This is a genomic window from Acinetobacter sp. 1424608, from assembly GCF_000588255.1.
Lineage (GTDB): Bacteria > Pseudomonadota > Gammaproteobacteria > Pseudomonadales > Moraxellaceae > Acinetobacter > Acinetobacter nosocomialis.
Genome location: NZ_JFXL01000022.1, coordinates 28622 through 49715, shown reverse-complemented (window position 1 = coordinate 49715; position 21094 = coordinate 28622). Strand labels below are relative to the sequence as shown.

Genomic DNA, 21094 nt, shown 5'->3' with positions numbered 1-21094 from the left:
TATTAAGAATTTTTAAGTCTATTTGTTTATTTAATCCATGTTCCACGTGAAACATGGATTATTGAATTTACTTAACTATTTTTATCCCAAAATTTTCTGAAGTTTTTACTAATTTCGATAGTATGACGTTTGGCTTTTCTAGAAATTGGAGTCAGGTTAATAAAACCATGAGTCTGTTCCGGAAACTCTTCATAATACATTTTTACGCCATTTTGTCTTAATTTATGACTATATATTTTCGCTTCATCATGTAAGACATCATGTCCAGCTGTAATCACAAAAGCTGGTGGATTTTTCTTTAGGTTGCCATAGGTGGGTGAAATAATTGGATCATCAAGTTCTACATTATGCTGAGTTGCATAATATTGTGTGACGTAATCAATATCGGTATTTGTTAAAACCAATCCTTCGTTATAGGCATAAAAAGAAGGATGTCTGCTTTTAAAATCTACTGTTGGATAGATAAGTAATTGTGCTTGTGGTGCATAAGCTTTATTTACTGATCTTTGCGCTACAACAGTACTAATATTTCCTCCTGCACTGTCCCCTGCAACCGCAATTCTATTTTTTAATATTTTTAATTGTCTGCGATTTTGATAAACCCATGCTAATGCATCTTCACATGACTGAATTAAATGTTGTGGTGAAACTTCCGGAGCAAGAGGATAGTCGATACTGAGGACCTGTACTTTTGCATATTTTGCTAATAAACGACAAACTTCATCATGAGTATCTAAACCACCTACAACAAAACCACCCCCGTGATAAAACACGATTAATGGCAGTTTCTTATTAGGGGCCGGATGATAATGTCTGGCAAAGATTGTGCCGCTTTGTAGTGGAAGACGAATATCTTCTACTGATTCAATATAAGTTGGTTTTTGACGTATGGCCTGCATTTGTGCATCAAACATTCTTCTTGATTGAATCGGATCAGAGCCAATGAAACCCACTCTTCCCTGTTTGATTTGCACAGCCATCATGCATTTCGTAAATGAATCGAGATCTGGGTATTGATAAGAATATCCTAAAATTTTAGCGAGAGACTCTTGGGCTAGTCGGGGTAACCTATCAAGTGCTCGAGCAGCAGGGCCTTGTCCCTTATCTAGCAATATTTGAATTTTTTGATTAAATGCTGTCATGCCTGTCTCCTTGAATCCCTCTTATCCTTCATATTTTCTACAGAATTCTTTGTTGTTTGACTATATTCGCATACAACTCATGCAATCAAGATACAAAGGTAAAAACCAATCTACGCTAATCTGATTTATAGCAAATGTCATTAACAAATCTGTCGATTAAAACAGGACTTTTTTGCCAATTATTGTTAACAGACAAAAAGAGGGACTGCTATGTCAGCAAAACTAGTTGTTACTATGTTAGCAACCAGTCTTTTAACTGTAGGCTGTGTTGCTTATCCAGATGATCCTTATTATCGTGGTGGCGGATATGGTTACCATGATCATGATCGTCGCTATGATCGTGATGATCAACGTCGATATAATGATTGGGAACGAAAACGTTGGGAAGAGCGTCAACGAGTATATGAACAACAACGTAAAGACATTCGTGAACAAGAAAAAAATCGTCGTGAATGGGAAAAAAGGCACCGTGATTGGGATAAAAAACGGGTAGAAAATCGAGATCATGATCGTCGAGATTATCGTCACGATGATTAAGCTCACTAAGATATAAAAAGCCCCAAAGAGATAAGTCTTCTGGGGCTTTTTTGAGGAATATAAATTCTCTCTAATTTATAGAAAAATGAGTAGCAGCTCATTTCATATATGTATCGGCATCATGAACATATATGTTCTATAAACTCATATCTCTTATTTTTAGCAGTGTATTACTGAGCAGTTGCAGAACCTGAAACTGAACCAGAAGCACCAGCGTCTACTTGACCAGGTTGTGCTTGGCCAGAAACACCTGCGTCGATACCAGCACCAGCATGTACGCCAGATGGGCTAGCACTTGTTTGAGCAGAACCAGAAGCGTTTAAACCAGCTTCTGATGCACAACCAACCGCTGTAAGAGCAACACCAGCAAGTACTACAGAGATAAGACCTAATTTTTTCATGATTGCTTTCCTTTCATTACGACAAACGTTTAAATGCAAAGTTCATCTTCGCGCTGCCTATAATTCACAATTTTTTTTTCTTACGTGCGTATCATTGGTTGTCTTTTGTAGTAATAGAAGTACAAATTCTGCAATTTTTTATTAAATTCAATTTTTTTATATGACCAACCTAATTTATAAATTAAACCATAGATAAACGTTTGTTTAATTTTATCAATTTTTTCTTTTCATTCTGCTTGGCCGTTATATTTAAAATTTTTCCATTTATAGAAACGCTATATAAGGTACGTAGACTGTTACAGAGCTTTTTGGCCCTTAAAAATGGTTTTTCATAAAAAAGCCGCGAATGATCACGGCTCTTTTAAAAGTGAATACGGCTTAAATGTTAAATTATGGCCACTGCATTTCACCTTTTACGACCTTAGCCCCTAACTCTAAGCTATCCACGCTTTGAAGTGTTGGATATTGCTTTTGCATGAGTTTGCTCAACTCAGTAGCATTTTTAGTTGCTTTAGCTGCTTTTTCATAGCTATTTAAATAATTAATTGAAAAGTTAACAGCATCTAGGCCTTGTGGTGCGCCTTCTACCATATGAGCAGGTACGACAATTTTAGGTTGAAGGGCTTTAATGCTTTCTAAAGATTGAATGACTTCCACACGATCTTTGGTTTTAGGGGTATCGGCCATCCATAAATGAATGCCTGAAGATACCGGAATACCACCCACAACTGCTTTTGCAGAAGGAACCCATAAATAAGTAAGCTCTTTTTTACCTTTAATCTCGATTGATTCATTCTCAAGTTTTAAAGTTTTAGCAGTGTAAGCTTGAGGCACAATAATTTGGCTAGGTGCATTTGCACCCATTTGTGGCCCCCAATATTTAACTTTAAGCGCTTGAGTATCCTGAATATGCTTTACTGTTTCCGGCGTAGCAATGATCTGTACATTCGGGAAATACTGTTTAAATACGTCTAAGCCGAAATAATAGTCCGGGTCACCATAGCTTACAAAAATAGTTTTTAATGTTTTACCGCTATCAAGAATATTTGCAGCAATACGTAAAGCTTCAGATTTTGAAAATTGTGCATTAACCAATAAAACTTCCTTATCCCCTTCTATTAAGGTTGAAGTCACACCGAAGTGTTCTGGTTTAGCAAGAAAACTCTGAATTTTCAGTTCTTGAGCAAAAGCTGACTGAGCCATGGTTAATGCTGTAGCAGTAGCAAGTGCGGAAGCGGTTAATTTAAATAATTTCATTAGGTATTCTCCTGTTTCATGAAGAACACTTTAAATTGCAATTTATGTAAGATAAACGCACTAATTTAAGATAAACTGTTGCATATATTGTAATAATAGCTAGACATATGGATACTTTAAAAGCGATTCAGGTCTTTGTTTCTATTGCACAACATGGCAATTTGACCAAAGCAGCCGAGCATCTTAATTATTCTCGTGCCATGGTTTCGCGTTATCTTGAACACCTTGAGCATACGTTCTCAACTCGACTTTTCCAAAGAAATACCCGAAAAATATCTCTTACTCCAGCAGGTGAGAAAGCTCTACTCTACTGTGAAAATATTTTACAACAGCAGCTACTCTTACAAGAACTCGCTGCACCTGAGCAGCATAATGGAACAATTCGTTTTACGTGCGGTTTATTTTTGTTTGAACTGGGGGTAGCAGAATGTATTCGACAGTTTAAACGTCAGCACCCACATATTGATTTTGATGTTTACTTAACTGAAAACACCATGGATCTTATCGATGCACAAGTAGACTTGGCGTTACGTATCACTCAAAAGGTGGCCGATGGTTTAATTGCACGACCCGTTTGTCAAATCGAGTCTGTGTTCTGTGCTCATCCTGATTATTTAAAACAGCACAGTCCCCTGCTCCATCCTCGTCAACTTATTCAACATGAATGTATTGCTCATCACAGCCAACATCAATACTGGACACTTTTTGATAATGAACAACAGCCTCAGAACTATCCTTTAAATGTCACTTTTAAAAGTAATGATGTGAATGCGCTTTACGATATGTGCTTACACGCACAGGGGGTCGCAATGTTACCTACTTTATTAGTGGAGAAGGATTTAAAAGAAAAACGTCTAACTCCTTTATTTAAAAACTTTACGGCCCCTGAGTTAAGTTTGTCGGTCGTGTATGCTTCTAGACAGCATTTACCTCGAATTACTCAAGAATTTATAGCTTTTATGATTGAAAAGCTGGATTTTTACTTAAAACCGCAAAATTAAAGCTTTAAATTGCCGTGTACGCTTGAATTTTTAGGCAATGCCCATACTTCATCCCTATTAATGAATTACAGCATATGCATGGCAGTTCAGGTTTTACGCAGTAAATACTGATGCCAAAAAGGACTGTACATGTTTAAAAACCCATTTAAACGGAGATCATCAATGGCTAATGAGCAAAATGAGCAAGCTCAAGACATTCAAAATGAGCAAGCTGAGCAATCTAACGAGCAAACTCAGGCTGAAAGTGTAGAGCAAGCAAACGACGTTACCGTTGAATCTTTACAAGCGCAAATCACCAAACTAGAAGAAAATCTTAAGCTTGAAAAAGCTCGTACTGCTAATGCAGTTTACGAAGCACAAAAAAGCGTAGAGCGTATTCAACGTGAGTCTGAGAAACATAAAGAGACTGTACTTGAAAAATTTGCCAAAGAATTGTTGGACTCTGTCGACAATTTAGAACGTGCAATTCAGGCAGCTGGTGGTGAAGAAACACCTGTACTTGAAGGTGTTAAGTTAACCTTAAAGTCACTGTTAACGACTCTTGAGAAATTTGGTGTTGTAGAAGCTGATACTCAAAATGGTTTCAATGCAGATTTACACCAAGCTGTTGGTATTGATCCAAATGCCAAAGCCAATGAAATCGGCACCGTTTTACAAAAAGGCTATACCTTAAATGGTCGCTTGTTGCGCCCTGCTATGGTTATGGTTGGTCAATAAAATGAGCAAAAGCGAAGCATCGCTTCGCTAAAAGCACAAAATTTGAGAGTTTTTTGATTTTTTTTCATAAAAATGCTTGAAAAAAACCGATTGACTCTCATATCGAATAACAAGCAAAAACATTGCAACAGAATTTTAGAGGAACACACCAAATGGCGAAAATTATTGGTATTGACTTAGGTACTACCAACTCATGTGTTGCTGTACTTGAAGGCGATAAAGTAAAAGTAATCGAAAACGCTGAAGGCGCACGTACAACTCCATCGATCATTGCTTATAAAGATGGCGAGATCTTAGTTGGCCAAAGTGCTAAGCGTCAGGCAGTAACAAACCCTAAAAATACATTATTCGCGATCAAGCGTTTAATTGGTCGTCGTTATGAAGATCAAGCAGTACAAAAAGACATCGGTCTTGTACCGTATAAAATCATTAAAGCAGATAATGGTGATGCTTGGGTTGAAGTAAACGATAAAAAATTAGCACCTCAACAAATCTCTGCAGAAATCTTGAAAAAGATGAAGAAAACAGCAGAAGATTACTTAGGTGAAACAGTAACTGAAGCGGTAATTACCGTTCCTGCTTACTTTAACGATGCTCAACGTCAAGCAACTAAAGATGCGGGTAAAATCGCTGGTTTAGATGTTAAACGTATCATTAACGAACCAACTGCTGCTGCACTTGCGTTCGGTATGGATAAAAAAGAAGGCGACCGTAAAGTTGCAGTTTACGACTTAGGTGGTGGTACATTCGACGTATCTATCATTGAAATCGCGGATCTTGATGGCGACCAACAAATTGAAGTGTTATCAACTAATGGTGATACTTTCCTTGGTGGTGAAGACTTTGATAACGCATTAATTGAATACTTGGTTGAAGAATTCAAGAAAGAACAAAGTGTGAACTTGAAAAATGATCCACTTGCGTTACAACGTTTGAAAGAAGCTGCTGAAAAAGCAAAAATCGAGCTTTCTTCATCAAATGCAACTGAAATCAACCTTCCATACATCACTGCTGATGCTTCTGGTCCTAAACACTTAGTGATCAATGTAACACGTGCAAAACTTGAAGGTTTAGTTGCTGATTTAGTTGCTCGTACGATTGAACCTTGTAAGATTGCACTTAAAGATGCTGGTCTTTCGACTTCTGACATCTCTGACGTAATCTTGGTTGGTGGTCAGTCTCGTATGCCGCTTGTACAACAAAAAGTACAAGAATTCTTCGGTAAAGAGCCACGTAAAGACGTGAACCCTGACGAAGCAGTTGCTATCGGTGCTGCAATTCAAGGTGCTGTATTATCTGGTGACAAGAATGACGTATTACTTCTTGACGTAACACCATTAACTTTAGGTATTGAAACAATGGGCGGTGTATTAACACCAATCATTGAGAAAAACACGACGATTCCTGCGAAGAAATCACAAGTGTTCTCTACTGCTGCTGATAACCAACCAGCTGTAGATATTTCAGTTTACCAAGGTGAACGTAAGATGGCTCAACAAAACAAATTGTTGGGTAACTTCCAATTAGGCGATATCCCACCTGCTCCACGTGGTGTGCCGCAAATTGAAGTATCGTTTGACATCAACGCTGACGGTATCTTGAAAGTATCTGCGAAAGATAAGAGCACTGGTAAAGAGCAATCGATTCAGATTAAAGCAAACTCAGGTTTGTCTGATGCTGAAATCGAAGCAATGATTAAAGATGCTGAAGCGAATGCTGAAGAAGACCGTAAGTTTGAAGAACTTGCAAAAGCTCGTAATGAAGCTGATGCATTAATTTCAAGCTCGAACAAAGCTGTTAAAGATCTTGGTGACAAAGTGACTGAAGATGAAAAAACAGCGGTAAGCACAGCAGTTTCTGAACTTGAAGCAGCAACTAAAGAAAATGACGTTGACGCGATTAAAGCGAAAACTGAAGCTTTACAAAACATTTTGATGCCGATCACTCAACGTGCTTATGAACAAGCACAACAAGCTGGTGGTGCTGAAGGTTTTGATCCTAATGCATTCCAAGGCGGTGATGCTGGTCAACAAAAAGCTGATGATGGCGTTGTAGATGCTGAATTTACAGAAGTAAAAGATGACAAAAAATAATTTGTCTCTTTAAAAAGCCCGCGCGAAAGCGCGGTTTTTTATTATTTACAAAAAAATAACAATTATTATTTTTATATTTATTTGCTATTTTTTAGTCAAAAAAGTCAATTATAAAAATTAACTATTTATTATTTATAAAAAATTTAAAGAATTAGAATCACTGTTATTAAATCCATTTATTTTTACATTAATGCCAAATAAATAGATTTATTTATTCCGTTTCTTTAGCAAGATCACAAAATGATCGCCTTCTTTGGTCTCCTTTATCACTTTGACGAATCTAAATTACTTACTAACAATAAGAATTTATTTATATTTTTATTTTTGCCATGAAAAAATTTCTATGGTGGGGAATAAGCTTTTACTTAAGTATGAGCTTACACACAGTTGCTTTAGCTCAAAGCCATTTATCAACTATTTCTTTTAATCAACCTCTAAAATACAAGATTGATTATATAGATCCACGCTTTCATATTACCAAGGAACAATTTTTTCAAATTGGCAAAGAAGCTGCTGAAATTTGGCAGAAAGAAACTGGAAAGACTTATTTTATTTATGACTCACAAGCAGAGCTTACAATTAATTTAGTATTTGATGATTATCAAACTGCTCAAAATGAAAGAAAAATTAATATAAATAAGTTATTACAGCAGCAGGAAGAATGGCGGGAGGAAAATAAAGCTGTTCTTTTATCTAAACAACAAATAGAGGAGGAAACTACTCTTTTGAATGAAGCCAAAGTCCAGCTTAATAATAGATTTGAACAATATCAAAAGGATGTAACTATCTTTAACCAAGGAAATGTTGGGAAATTTAATCAAGCTGATTTAATTAAACGTCAAGCTGAGCTAACCAGATTATCATTAGATTTAAAAACAAAATTTTCTCATCATAGTAATAAAATACAAACTCTTAATGCGCAAATTAAGCAAATAAATCAACATCAAAACATGCTTAATCAAGCTATCAAGGAATTTAATTTAAGCACAACTGATCGTCCTGAGACTTTTCATAAAGGCTTATTTAGTCAAAATCAAATTCAGATTTATGGCTTTAATTCATTTGATGATTTGCGTTTAACACTTGCCCATGAATTTGGACATGCATTGGGACTAAAACACACTACTGACCCTAAATCTTTGATGTACCCTCGTTTAAAGGAACAAGATATTCATAACTTCAAATTAACACATTCAGATTTAGATTTACTGAGTTCAACTTATAGTTCAAATGACAAAAATCATTAAAACTAACTGATTAAATAAACTAAACAAAATAAAAACTGTTCAAATTTTACTAACAAATAATTTGGCAAATGGTAAAAAATAATGAGACAAAAGTCTCATTTATTTATCGAAATTGTATATTTTTTGATTGATTTTTCATTTTATCTTCTTATAATACGTTTTTTTTTAAATCTCCCCCCCTGACGACTATGCGCTTAACATCTTTGTTATTAGGCTTGGCTTTTGCTTTTTCTAATTTTCAGGCCAATGCTCATCTTGCAACTCCTGTAAATACTCAAGTTCAGCAAAAAAATGCTCAACATTTAACATATAGAATTGCTGAAGTTGATCCTCGTTTTGGTTTAAGTCAAGATCAATTGATTCAGATTACTCAGCAAGCTGCTGATATCTGGAAAGAAGGTACAGGTAAAAATTACTTTACTTATGACCCAAATGCAAAGTTAGAAATTCGTCTTGTATACGATGATAGCCAAAATCGTTCAGCAGAGCGTCAAAAAATTTCTGCTCAGTTTAAGCAAGATCAACAACGTGTAATTGATGAACAGCAGCAAATTAAGCAGTTGAAGCAAAATTTAAGTCAAACTCAATCTGATCTTGAAAACAAAAAACAGATCTTAAATGAGAAGTTGAAAAATTTTGATCAACAAATGATGCAGTTTAACGAAGGTAAATTAGCACCTGAATACACAGCAAAATCTCTTGCGAAGACTCAGAAAGATTTACAGAAGCAAACTGTTTCTTTGAAGAAAGATATTGCCGCTTATAATCAGCAAGCTGCAGACTTAAACAAAAAGGTTAATCACTTTAATCAGATTAATGATCAGTTCAATCAATCGTTAAATCAGTTTAAGCAAAATGCCCAAGCTGATGTATTTAAGAAAGGGATTTATAACGGTAAACAAATCACAATTTATGAGTATAGCTCAATTGATGATTTACGTTTAACGATTGCTCATGAATTAGGCCATGCACTTGGCTTAAAACATAGCGATCAACCGGGTGCCCTAATGTACTCAGTTCGCAAAGACAGCGATAAAAAAAGTAATGTTTTAACTGATGCTGATCGTGATCTATTAAACGCTTTACCTCAATAATTAGATATGAGACATAACGATGTATCTATTTTATAAATAGATACATCGAAATTCATGTCAAAGTCATGTTATTGTGGTTGTAAGAGCCGTCTAAAATAGAATGGAGATCAAGATGAGTTATTATCATATCCTGATTGAAGTAAATGACCACATTAGTACGATTGAACAAACTCGAGATATCGAACTATTTGATATTATTGAACTTAAACCGTACCTTCATTCTATTTTGTTGCCTTACTTTAACGAGCAAGAAATTGAGCTTGAAGATGAAAATATTGAATATAAAGATATTTTACATCTTGAAGTTAAACAGACTTTACTGCCTATCGAACATTTAATTGAAGAAGAACAGAAGCAATTACCAAGTGACACTGATGTCACTATTACTGCTTATGAAATCTTTAATGATCGCGACCTAAGCCAAGATGTCACTTCAGTTATTTTTGATATTTTAGAAGCAGTAAAGCTAGATCAATCCATAATTTAGCTATTCAATAAAAAAGGTCTGCATATGCAGACCTTTTTATTTAATGCCTTATTGCATCATTTTTCGTGCTTGTTCCTGACGGAATGCACGTAAAATTTGTTGCCCTGCCCGTCCTGTTGGATTTAAACCTAAACGGGTTTGTTCCTGACGTATAGCAACACGGGTTTTATCGCCAATCAGTCCATCAACAGCACCAATATCATAACCACGATTAATCAAAAATTGCTGAATCTCACGACGCTCTGCGCGAGAAGTACCAGGGTCATCTGTTGGCCAAGAAGCAACGAATGGTTTCCCACCTTTTAAACGATCAGATAAATGTGCAATTGCAAGTCCATAACTTTCTGCTGCGTTATAGCTATAAATAGCATCAAAATTTTTAAATACTAAAAAGATTGGACCACTTGCTCCTGCAGGTGCCATTAACCCAGCTGGTGTGCTACCAGATAATGCACCTTGAATTAATGGTGTACCATCAATTCGGGTTACCCCACGTGCACTCCAGCTACTCAATGGCTTTTTAGAGCGACGCCCTTCTCCATCAATTGACATACCTGATGGAATTTTGACTTCAAAGCCCCAAGGCATACCAGTTTGCCACCCAGCTTTATTCAAGAAATTAGCCGTAGATGCCAATGCATCTGCTGTGCTAGATACTAAATCACGACGACCATCACCATCAAAATCAACAGCTAAGCGTTCATAAGTTGATGGCATAAACTGTGTATGTCCAAAAGCGCCAGCCCATGAACCTTTAAGTTGATCTTCGGTTAAATCACCGCGTTGCAAAATACGCATAGTGGCAAAAAATTCTGTCCGGAAATAACTTTGCCGGCGCCCTTCACAACTTAATGTTCCAAGTGCCTGCAATAGAGGATATTTTCCAGAAATATCGCCAAAATTACTTTCAACGCCCCACACTGCCACAATTGTTTCAGGCGGTACACCATAAACTTGAGAGGCACGATTTAAAACATCACGATATTGCGCTAATTTTTGTTTCCCAAGCTCAACACGTTCTTCATCTACAAGACCAGATAAATAGTCCCAAATTGGTGTCGAAAACTCTGGCTGATAATTTAACTTATCAATTACTGAGTAGTCCGGCGTTAAATTTTGTGTATAACGGTCATACGTGCTACCCGAAACACCCGCAGCAATCGCTTGCGAACGTAAATTTGCCAAACAACTCTGAAAATTATTATTAGGCGTGTAAGTATTGCTATTCGTTACAGGAACTGTTGCATTACTAGATATTGTAGAAGTAGAACCATTAATTATCAGCTCTGCTTGAGCCTGAGTCATTGTCAAAAATATAGACCCAACAATACAAGAAAAACGTCGCATATTATCCTAGTTCAATTTTTAAATTTAAATTTGTCTTTACCATACCATTATGGACTCAAAATTTTCAGAGAGAAATCGTAAATTTGAATTCATAATTCCTTCTTTAAATTCATTTCCAGAGTTTTAAATTCAAATTTTGCATCCAGTTTTAAATTTAAAACTTCCAACATCAGATTAATTATTTTTAAATTCAAAAATCGCATCCACACTTTAAATTCAAAACATCAGTTTAAATTTAAATATTCAAACCATAAACCAACTGTGGATAACTTATAAAACCACACACTAAAACTGCCGAAATCCCTATATTCTCTGTATCTTTCATCATCTTTATACGCTACAAGCCCCTCACCACTCATGGATACATGTTTTAAATTTAAAAGTTAGATATAGTTTTGAATTCAAAATACCACTCAGATAACATGCATCTTTTTAAATTCAAAACGCACATAAGCTAGAGACCCGATTTAAATTCAAACTTTAGGTATTGGGGATAACTTATTTTAAATTCAAAACCACCAAAAACAAGTTATTCTATTTTTAAATTCAAAATTACAACCTTTATTTAAATTCAAAAGCTCAATAGAAGTTATCCACAGCAAGACAATATTAGATTTTTTAATTTTTTTAAATTTAAAAGATAAAAAAAGCGATCTGAAGATCGCTTTTTTGCAAATTTTAACTGAATTAAATGGTCATATCAGCTGTTAATGCGAGTGGTTCTGGCAAAATTTTCGCTAATTGACGGCATAAATTCGTCAATTCATTACTATCCACAGGCATTAAGGTAATGTGGCCTAACTTACGGCCAGCACGTTCTGATTTGTTATAAAGGTGCAGATGAGCGCCATTTAGTGCTAAAACATCTTCAGTTTTAGGATGCTGACCAATAATATTGATCATGACCGTTGGTCGAACAACGTCTGTTGAACCTAATGGTAACCCTGCAACAGCTCGAATATGGTTTTCAAACTGTGAACATACAGCACCTTCAATTGACCAGTGACCTGAGTTATGAACACGTGGTGCCATCTCATTCGCGCATAAGCCTTGTTCTGTCACAAATAGCTCGAGAGTTAGCACACCTACATAGTTGAGATGATTTAACAAACGCGTAATGTAGTCTTGAGCAACAGGTTGTAGAGCTTCACTATTCGGTGCAGGAACGATTGAGTGCGACAAAATACCATTGTGATGGTGGTTTTCAGCCAATGGCCAAGTCTTCACTTCACCATTTTGACCACGTACTGCAATAATCGAAACTTCGCGAGAAAACTTCACAAAGCTTTCAGCAACTAAGCTTTTTGCAGGACCAAGCTCTGCCCAAGCTGTATCAATTTGGTCTTCTGAACGAAGTACAAACTGACCTTTGCCGTCATATCCACCAGTTGCTGTCTTAAGCACAATTGGTAAACCAAGCTCAGCAACAGCTTTTTTTAAGCTTTCTAGGCTGTCTACAGCACGATACGGCGCAACAGGAATCGCAAGTTCATCAAACAATGCTTTTTCTGACAAACGATTTTGTGCAGTCGCTAAAGCAATACGGGGAGGGTGCAATGTTTTGGTTTGTGTTAAAACATCTACGTCCGCAACCGGCGTATTTTCAAACTCAAGACTGAAAACATCAGCACTTTCAATAAACTGCTTTAAACCTTGTTCATCTTGGCTAGAAAAAACTTGGCCTAAAACACCTGCTGGACAATCTGTATTTGCTTCAAAAAAAGTACATTGAATATTTAATGGTAACGCTGCTTGCGCCATCATACGGCCCAATTGCCCACCACCAAAAATACCGATAGTTTTATCCATTTCAGCCTCTTAAACCTGTCCCGGAATATTGTTGCTTGCAACTTTATCAGTTTGCGCAGCACGGAAATCTGCAACATTTTTTGCGATTTCAGGACGAGTTAAACCTAAGATTTGAGCAGCCATAATCGCAGCATTAGTCGCACCAGCTGGGCCAATTGCCAAAGTACCGACTGCGATACCTGCTGGCATTTGTACGATTGAAAGTAATGAATCTACACCATTTAAAATTGATGATTTAACTGGTACACCCAACACAGGTAAGTCAGTTTTTGCCGCACACATACCCGGTAAATGCGCAGCGCCACCAGCGCCTGCAATAATCACTTGAATTCCACGATCACGCGCAGTTTCTGCGTATTCAAATAAACGGTCCGGAGTACGGTGAGCAGATACCACTTCCGCTTCAAATGGGACACCAAGCTGTTTAAGCATATTGGCAGTATGTTCAAGCGTTGCCCAATCGGACTGGGAACCCATGATAATTCCGACTAAAGGTTGGGTATCTGTTGCGACCGCGTTCATTGGCATTTCCAAAGCGTAAAAATGGTAAAAACTCGACTTGTACCAAGCCAAGCATGAGAGAAAAAGATGAGGCCAATATTATAGCTGTTTTTTCACTCACCCCAAAGCCCAAGTTTATGAGGAAAAAGCGTGAATCCGATGGATTTAACAACGATCTGTCTGAAAACCCAATTTCAAATAATTTTACTGGCTTCTAAATACAAAATAGACACAACCAAACAAGCATAACATGGCCCAAACATAGTCTAATTTAAACGGCTGCTTAAACAGCAACACCATAAATGGTACAAATACAATGAGGGTAACCACTTCTTGGGTAATTTTCATTTCACCCAAAGTCCAGTTTTGATCACTCAAGATTCGAGTTGCTGGAATCATAAAACTATATTCCAGTAGGGCAATAATCCAACCGAATAAAATCGCTTGCCAGAATGGAGCATGGTGCAAAAACTTAAGATGCCCATACCATGCAAGTGTCATAAAACAGTTCGAAATAATTAATAGCACAAAAGCTAAAACCGTTGGGCTCAAAGGCACATCCTTCATCGTCACGATGATTTAAGTATTAATATGGATCAAAAACATTATAAAAGATAAAACTATAATTCAGCTTAAATCTAAAAAATAAAGCTGTACTTTTATGAGTGCCTCAAACACATAGAACAACAACGAATTTTGACTATCTTTTCCAGTTGAGCCTTGCTATCGTTGCTGGCAAATTTATCAATAATGAAAACACAGTAATTCACATTAATACTGTGTACAAAAGCAGTGGAGAAGGCGAGCAATGCATCTGCATATCTTGGGTATTTGTGGCACTTTTATGGGCTCTTTAGCACTTTTAGCTCGTGATTTAGGACATAAGGTAACAGGTTCCGATTCAAACGTTTCCCCGCCAATGTCTACCCAGTTAGAAAATGCAGGTATTGAACTCATGCAAGGCTATGACCGTAGTCATTTACAGCCTCATCCAGATTTGGTCATTGTCGGCAACGCTATGAAACGTGGTATTGATGCCGTGGAATACATGCTCAATGAAGGCCTGCCATATATTTCTGGTCCACAGTTCCTTGCTGACCACGTTTTACAAGGCAAACATGTCCTTGGGGTGGCGGGTACTCATGGAAAAACAACCACAACAACCATGTTGGCTTGGGTACTTGATCAGGCTGGTTTAAACCCAGGCTTTTTAATTGGTGGTGTGCCACTTGGTTTTAGTGAAAGTGCTCGTTTAGGCGGTGGCAAATACTTCTGCGTTGAAGCCGACGAATATGACTCAGCTTTCTTCGATAAACGTTCTAAGTTTGTTCATTATCATCCAAAAACGGCGATTTTAAATAACCTTGAATTTGACCATGCCGATATTTTTGATGACCTAGCAGCAATTCAAAAACAGTTCCATCATCTTGTGCGTACCATTCCAAGTGAAGGCCGTATTATTGCGCCAATTACTGAAACTCATATTGATGAAGTACTTGAAATGGGTTGCTGGACGCCAGTGATTCGTACAAGTTTAGAAGCGAATGAAAAAGCTGCTTTGTCTGCCGAATTAGTTTCAATTGATGGCAGCCATTTTAAAGTACTCGAAAATGGTCATGCCATTGGCGAAGTGAAATGGAGCATGACAGGGCAACACAGCGTAGCAAATGCTTTGGCAACCATTGCAGCCGCTCAACATGTGGGTGTTTCGCTTGAAAAGGCTTGTGACGCTTTATCTAACTTTGGCGGTGTGAAACGCCGTATGGAGTTACTCGGTACAGTGAATGGTATTGAGGTTTATGATGACTTCGCTCACCATCCAACAGCAATTGATACGACTTTGGATGGCGCACGTAAACGTTTAGGCGAACGTCGTTTATGGGCCATTATTGAGCCACGTTCAAATACCATGCGCATGGGTAGCCATAAAGATGGCTTGGCACATTCAGCACGCTTAGCAGATGACGTTATCTGGTATCAGCCAGAAGGTTTAGACTGGGATTTGCAACCAGTGATTGAAGCTGCTTCAAACCGCGCTCAAGTCAGCCGTTCACTTGATGAAATTATTAACCGTATTGTTAATGAAGCAGGTGAGGGCGATGCTGTTGTGATTATGTCTAATGGCGGCTTTGGTGGCTTACATCAAAAAATTATAAACGCATTAAAAGCAAAAGCTGCTTAACTTTCTCTCTAGATGATTTAATAAAAAAACGGGTTTCAGTTTGAAACCCGTTTTTTTAGTTTAATGGTTTTTAAACCTGCTTTGGCTCTATATCTTCTATAAATTTATTCGAGATGAATAAACGTAACGTATAAACAATACCCATCGCAAACACGCTATACCCCACGTTATTACAAATAAATGGAATACATAAAATAATGAGTGCAGTAATAGGATAAAACCATTTAGAAATTCCAGCTAAACATTCAAACTCGTATAACATCCATATACAAGTGGTATAAAGCACCACACTCACTGCGACAATTACGCCCATATATAAATCAGAGATATGTGCATGATGGGTCGTGACATCCACGGCGGCGGCAAGCGCAGCACCTACGGCAGCAATACTCACAAAGACAAAATAATGGCCATAACCCCATACAAATGGACGCACACCTTTAAAATGATGATGTTGTTCACTACGATCAAAGTAAGCCCACCACATTGCAAACATGAGCATCAATCCACCAATCATTAAAAAAACGGCTGGAATATTGATAGATTGAGCCGCAAGCGCATCACGTATGGCATTAAAACTACCTACGATTGATTCGCCTAAAACAATAATAGTGAGGAGAGCATAGCGCTCTACAATATGATGAGGATGCCACGGTGTAGGCGAATGTTTTTCCGCATAGATCGGAACAAATAACTCGAACACAACCAGACATAAAAATAGAGGTATAGAAAGGACATGAGCAAAGTTAGCTACAAGCCAACCAATTTGTACTATGACTATACCGGTCGCATAGCGGTAAGCCGTAACTCGCCGTTCAGGATCATGTTTTGCTGCGCGAAGCCACTGAGTGACTAAAGCCAAGCGCATAATCACATAACCTACAATAATGATGTCAAAGTCCTGACTACGAAATACATCAGGAATACCTGCGGCCATGACCAATGAACCCACAATCTGTACAAAGGTAAGGCACCGATACAATGCGTCATCATTATCGTAAGCTGAAGCGAACCATGAAAAATTCATCCATGCCCACCACAGCGCAAAAAATACCATAAGGTAGCTTGGCAGAGCATGCCAGAGATGATTTTCAATAATCGCATGATGTAACTGCTGACCCGCTGTGGCAATCGCAACCACAAAAATTAAATCGAACAATAATTCAAGGGGAGTCGCTGCTCTATGCGGCTGTTTTGGATCTCTTGGAGATAAAGGCCTCAAACTTAATTTTTTCTGTTTTTCTTGAGTAGTCATAAAATTAACATTCTCGAATAAAGTGCCAACACGTTAACACTTTAATATTAACGTCCAGATCACGCATTAAAAATTATTCAGGTCTGATGATTAAACTTTACTCATCAATAAACTATATTTCATTTTTGTGACAATTCTTTATCAAGACAATAGCCTTAATTCTTTATCATAGCCCACGTTTTTTGTTCTCGTTTGGAATATGAATGTCTTTAGAAACACTCAACCTTAGCTTATTCCATGTCATCAATGGTGCTCAGGATGCGAGTCAATTTATCATTCGTCTTGCTATCTTTTTTGCTAATGATCTCCTGTATATTCTTTTATTCATACTTACATTTTTATGGTTTTATGGCGATCAAGATTTAAAAAATAGGGTCATTAAATCTGTCTTTTTAACCTGTGTATCACTTTTAGTGGGTTATATTATTTCTTTGTTTTATCACCATCCAAGACCGTTTGTGATGGGTATAGGCACCACGTTTATTGAACATGCGCCAACAGCATCTTTTCCAAGTAATCATATGCTAATTTTTAGCACCATCGCGCTATCTTATTTATTTGCTCAGCGCAAAATAATTGGAATGATTCTTTTATTTTTGTCATTTGTGGTGGCATGGTCACGTATTTATTTAGGTGTGCATTTCCCTTTAGATATGTTGGGTGCTTTTATTGTCGCGCTATTGGTCAATACAGCCGGTTATTACTTTTGGAATGCTTACGGTACAGGTTTAACCGCATTCTTTATTCACCTTTACCAGATTATATGTAAACCACTTTTAGATCGTGGTTTGATTAAATAACCCATAGAACTTTTGGTATTCACACTACGACATTAAGTTCAGTTGCGTAATACAAAAAAATCTGCCATTCTATGTGAAATTGGATAGGTTTTATCCAATACAGAATTTAGTTTGACAAGGGGAGTAGCCTCCTCCAAACATAACAGCAATGTTATGTGTCAGATATCGTCAATACACTTTTATTAAAAAGTCGGTATCTGAGCATCGTGAAATTCATGATGTAGGCAAGACCTTGATCATGTTGATACAGATGTTTAATTCATCTGGCAACTGGTCGAGGTTTTTTTATGCCCAATTGCCGGATGTGAGGAGGATTTATGGAAACAATCGGCAATCTATGGCTGTACATAGCATTCTTTGGCATTGTCATTGTCATGCTTTTGATCGATTTCTTGGGCTTTAAGCAAAAACAAGGTCAAGACGTCTCAATTAAGCAAGCTGCTTACTGGAGCGTGGCGTGGGTAAGCGTCGCGGTCTTATTTGGTGGCGGTTTATGGCTTTATCTTCAACAAACGGTTGGGGTGACCTTAGCAAACCAAAAAACCATGGAATACTTTGCAGGTTACTTACTTGAAAAGTCCCTCGCGATTGACAACGTTTTCGTCTGGTTAATGATTTTTGCGGCATTTGCTATTCCAGCGGCACTACAACGTAAAATTTTGCTCTACGGCGTATTAGGCGCAATCGTACTGCGTACTCTCTTTATTTTTATTGGTGCATGGTTCGTTCAAGAGTTCTCTTGGGTGCTTTATATCTTTGGTGCGTTCTTGGTATATACAGGTTTCAAATTCTTAAAAGGCCAAGAAGAAGAAACCAATATCGAAGATATCAAAGTTTTAAAATGGCTACGTAAGCACATGCGTATTACGCCGCAGCTTGAAGGTGACAAATTCTTTGTACGTCAAAATGGTTTATTGTGGGCAACGCCGTTATTTCTAGTTTTGATTTTGGTTGAAGCTTCAGATGTGATTTTCGCAGTAGATTCTATTCCTGCTATTTTCGCGGTAACTAGTGATCCGTTTATTGTTTTAACGGCGAATTTAATGGCAATTTTAGGTTTACGCGCAATGTTCTTTTTACTTGCTGGCGCTGCTTCTAAACTGCATTACTTGCCATATGGCTTAGGCATTATCTTATTGTTCATTGGTGCAAAAATGTTGTTGCTTGATGTATTCCATATGCCAATCTGGATCTCGTTAAGCTTTATTGTCATAGTGTTAGCAATCACTGCTTACCTTTCTTTACGACACAACAAAAAACAATTGCAGTCTTAATTCATTACAACAAGGCATCTCAAGTGTAGATGCCTTGTTATCTAAATTTTTAAAAGAGACTGTACTTTAAAAAAACAGATCAATATCATATGCCAACTAAAAATTTATCTTTCCTAATCAGAAACATAATAGATAACAGCGATTCGGTATTTCATGCCGAACATACTTATTAAAATGTGTGGAGTCTCATGCGTTCTAAAAAAATTAATCTTGTCGTGGTCCCTTTATTACTCACGGCATGTAGCCATAATGATGGTCCTTTAGTACAAGACGTATATAACAACCAATATGACTGTGCTCGCGACTGGAATAATGAAACATGTAAACAAGAAAATAGCTCAAGTGGACATGGTTCTAGTTATGTCGGTAGCCGCTATTTAGGTCCTGCGTATTATCGAAATAATCGGGAAGTTTCTTATCATGGAAATACCTTACATCCTTACAGCAATTTGAGTGTAGGTCACCCCATTATTTCAAGTACGGCGAAAAGCGCATCTTCTTCATCCCCAATTCGTGGGGGATTTGGTCGTAGCGGCTTCTCTTTCGGCGGCTAACTCCTCAGGCATTCACTGAATATGAAAAGAAAAATATTTACTCCACGTCCAGACTGGCAAGTGGAGCATCAAAATATTGGTTTCGATTATTTTAATTTACCTTCTCTCGATGGCTCAATTTACTGGTCTGAAGGGGTTGCGTATGAGTTTACCCTTAAACAGATTGAACAACTTGAAGATGCAGCAAATGAACTGCATCAGATGTGTTTATCGATAGTAAGAGATCTCATTCAACGGGGTGACTATCCTGCTTACTTTCAAATTCCCGAAACCGCTATAAGCCATATTGAATACTCATGGAAACAAAATGCTCCGATGCTGTATGGCCGTTTTGATTTCGCTTACGATGGGCGAAATATCAAAATGCTGGAATATAACGCCGACACACCGACTGGCTTACTTGAAGCTTCTGTAGCGCAGTGGCTGTGGATAGAACAAGTCTCGGGCATTGCAAACCGGGACCAGTTCAATAGCATTCATGAAGACCTGATTAAACGCTGGAAGACAATTTTACCGCGTGGTAGCCACGTGCATTTTGCTGCCAGTCAGGAAGCGAGAAGGGAAGACTGGGGCAATTTAGAGTACTTGATGGATACCGCTTATCAAGCTCATCTACAAGTTTCCGAGCTTTCTATGGAGAACATAGGCTGGAATGGGCAAGATTTTGTTGACCTCCATAACCAGCCCATTCAAAACATATTTAAACTCTATCCATGGGAATGGATCTGGGAAGAAGCATTTTCTCAATATATTCACCCACAAACACAATGGATTGAACCTTGCTGGAAAATGCTACTTTCAAATAAAGCGATTTTGGTTGAGCTTTGGAAGCGTTATCCAAACCATCCATTATTGGTCGAATCCCATACCTATAACCCGCAACAAGCTTTGTCTGGCAAATGGGTGAAAAAGCCGATTTTGGCAAGGGAAGGGGCCAATATTCGGGTTTTACAAGACGGCCATGACCAAGGCGCGGCTTCTGGTAGCTTTTATTTTCATGACTATGACAAATATGGTTATGTCGTACAGAAATGGGTCGATACCCCATTATTTTCAGGACAACTGCCTACACTCGGTTTATGGATGGTCGGACATCAATGTGCCGGCATGTCTATTCGTGAAGATTGCTATGACATTATTGGTAATGACGCCCATTTTGCAGCGCATTATTTTGTCGAGTAATAAACACCTAGAAAGATATAAAAAAGCACTTTTTGGGTGCTTTTTTATTGTGCCCTCAACGCAATCAATCAGTGCATTCTAAGTACATAGCGAATAATAAACTTTAGCTTTTAAAGTTAAATTAGAACAAAAATTCAAAAACAATATTAATTAACCTCATGTATTTTAATATTTTTATCTAATTTATTTTCTTAAAAGTCAATATTGGCAAGCT

At 37.5% G+C, this 21094-nt stretch carries 17 protein-coding genes and 3 pseudogenes; 12 read left to right on the top strand and 8 right to left on the bottom strand.

Annotated elements, in window-relative coordinates; genetic code table 11:
- Positions 1-71 precede the first annotated feature (71 nt).
- The gene (locus J678_RS20350; protein WP_031956374.1) at positions 72-1142 is read right to left on the bottom strand and encodes an alpha/beta hydrolase; all 1071 of its coding nucleotides are present in this window, start codon (positions 1140-1142) and stop codon (positions 72-74) included.
- Positions 1143-1352: 210 nt separating this feature from the next.
- Here J678_RS20350 and J678_RS20345 point away from each other — a divergent pair, with 210 nt between their 5' ends.
- On the top strand, positions 1353-1679 hold the full coding sequence (locus tag J678_RS20345) for a hypothetical protein (RefSeq protein ID WP_002051871.1): 327 nt from the start codon (positions 1353-1355) through the stop codon (positions 1677-1679).
- 170 nt (positions 1680-1849) lie between these two features.
- Here J678_RS20345 and J678_RS20340 read toward each other — a convergent pair whose 3' ends face one another.
- Both J678_RS20340 and J678_RS20335 read right to left on the bottom strand, forming a co-directional pair.
- Positions 1850-2080 (bottom strand): hypothetical protein, encoded by a 231-nt coding sequence (locus J678_RS20340; RefSeq protein ID WP_002051903.1) that lies wholly within the window; start codon positions 2078-2080, stop codon positions 1850-1852.
- Positions 2081-2470: 390 nt separating this feature from the next.
- Positions 2471-3337, bottom strand: a complete 867-nt coding sequence (locus J678_RS20335) for an MBL fold metallo-hydrolase (protein ID WP_004711232.1) — start codon at positions 3335-3337, stop codon at positions 2471-2473.
- 107 nt (positions 3338-3444) lie between these two features.
- Between J678_RS20335 and J678_RS20330 the strand changes: the two are divergent.
- The 6 genes and pseudogenes from J678_RS20330 (at position 3445) to J678_RS20305 (ending at position 9976) form a co-directional block, all read left to right on the top strand.
- Positions 3445-4372 (top strand): annotated as a pseudogene (locus J678_RS20330) (LysR family transcriptional regulator).
- A 128-nt stretch (positions 4373-4500) separates the two neighbouring features.
- Entirely contained in the window at positions 4501-5055 is a 555-nt protein-coding gene (gene grpE, locus J678_RS20325) for a nucleotide exchange factor GrpE (protein WP_002051954.1), read from the top strand.
- A gap of 152 nt (positions 5056-5207) precedes the next feature.
- Complete coding sequence (dnaK, locus tag J678_RS20320) at positions 5208-7148, top strand: molecular chaperone DnaK (RefSeq protein WP_004884231.1); 1941 nt, start codon at positions 5208-5210, stop codon at positions 7146-7148.
- 329 nt (positions 7149-7477) lie between these two features.
- Positions 7478-8395 (top strand): matrixin family metalloprotease, encoded by a 918-nt coding sequence (locus tag J678_RS20315; protein WP_006582377.1) that lies wholly within the window; start codon positions 7478-7480, stop codon positions 8393-8395.
- Positions 8396-8476: 81 nt separating this feature from the next.
- A pseudogene (locus J678_RS20310) lies at positions 8477-9489 on the top strand (M57 family metalloprotease).
- Positions 9490-9589: 100 nt separating this feature from the next.
- Positions 9590-9976: a hypothetical protein gene (locus J678_RS20305; RefSeq protein ID WP_006581484.1), complete on the top strand. Its 387-nt coding sequence runs from the start codon at positions 9590-9592 to the stop codon at positions 9974-9976.
- 48 nt (positions 9977-10024) lie between these two features.
- Here J678_RS20305 and J678_RS20300 read toward each other — a convergent pair whose 3' ends face one another.
- From J678_RS20300 to J678_RS20285, 4 genes are all read right to left on the bottom strand, one after another.
- The gene (locus J678_RS20300) at positions 10025-11323 is read right to left on the bottom strand and encodes a lytic murein transglycosylase (protein ID WP_006582378.1); all 1299 of its coding nucleotides are present in this window, start codon (positions 11321-11323) and stop codon (positions 10025-10027) included.
- A 687-nt stretch (positions 11324-12010) separates the two neighbouring features.
- Positions 12011-13132 (bottom strand): 5-(carboxyamino)imidazole ribonucleotide synthase, encoded by a 1122-nt coding sequence (locus J678_RS20295; protein WP_002051942.1) that lies wholly within the window; start codon positions 13130-13132, stop codon positions 12011-12013.
- Between the two features lie 9 nt (positions 13133-13141).
- A complete protein-coding gene (gene purE / locus J678_RS20290) occupies positions 13142-13654 on the bottom strand; it encodes a 5-(carboxyamino)imidazole ribonucleotide mutase (RefSeq protein ID WP_000994663.1) in 513 nt (170 codons plus the stop codon).
- A gap of 183 nt (positions 13655-13837) precedes the next feature.
- Positions 13838-14200, bottom strand: a complete 363-nt coding sequence (locus J678_RS20285) for a DMT family protein (RefSeq protein WP_004711246.1) — start codon at positions 14198-14200, stop codon at positions 13838-13840.
- 241 nt (positions 14201-14441) lie between these two features.
- On the opposite strand from J678_RS20285, the gene mpl reads away from it, so the two are divergent.
- Entirely contained in the window at positions 14442-15815 is a 1374-nt protein-coding gene (mpl, locus tag J678_RS20280) for a UDP-N-acetylmuramate:L-alanyl-gamma-D-glutamyl-meso-diaminopimelate ligase (RefSeq protein ID WP_032027473.1), read from the top strand.
- 70 nt (positions 15816-15885) lie between these two features.
- Here the strand turns inward: mpl and J678_RS20275 are convergent.
- A pseudogene (locus J678_RS20275) lies at positions 15886-17137 on the bottom strand (low temperature requirement protein A).
- Between the two features lie 136 nt (positions 17138-17273).
- Here J678_RS20275 and J678_RS20270 point away from each other — a divergent pair.
- The 4 genes from J678_RS20270 to J678_RS20255 all read left to right on the top strand — a co-directional run bounded on the left by J678_RS20270 (position 17274) and on the right by J678_RS20255 (position 20880).
- On the top strand, positions 17274-17870 hold the full coding sequence (locus tag J678_RS20270; protein ID WP_002051940.1) for an undecaprenyl-diphosphatase: 597 nt from the start codon (positions 17274-17276) through the stop codon (positions 17868-17870).
- A gap of 317 nt (positions 17871-18187) precedes the next feature.
- Positions 18188-19144 carry a TerC family protein gene (locus J678_RS20265; RefSeq protein ID WP_006582381.1) on the top strand — a complete coding sequence of 319 codons (957 nt, stop codon included), beginning with the start codon at positions 18188-18190 and terminating at the stop codon, positions 19142-19144.
- Positions 19145-19332: 188 nt separating this feature from the next.
- Positions 19333-19698 (top strand): hypothetical protein, encoded by a 366-nt coding sequence (locus J678_RS20260; protein ID WP_006582382.1) that lies wholly within the window; start codon positions 19333-19335, stop codon positions 19696-19698.
- Positions 19699-19719: 21 nt separating this feature from the next.
- Positions 19720-20880 (top strand): glutathionylspermidine synthase family protein, encoded by a 1161-nt coding sequence (locus J678_RS20255; RefSeq protein ID WP_006582383.1) that lies wholly within the window; start codon positions 19720-19722, stop codon positions 20878-20880.
- Positions 20881-21094: the final 214 nt, after the last annotated feature.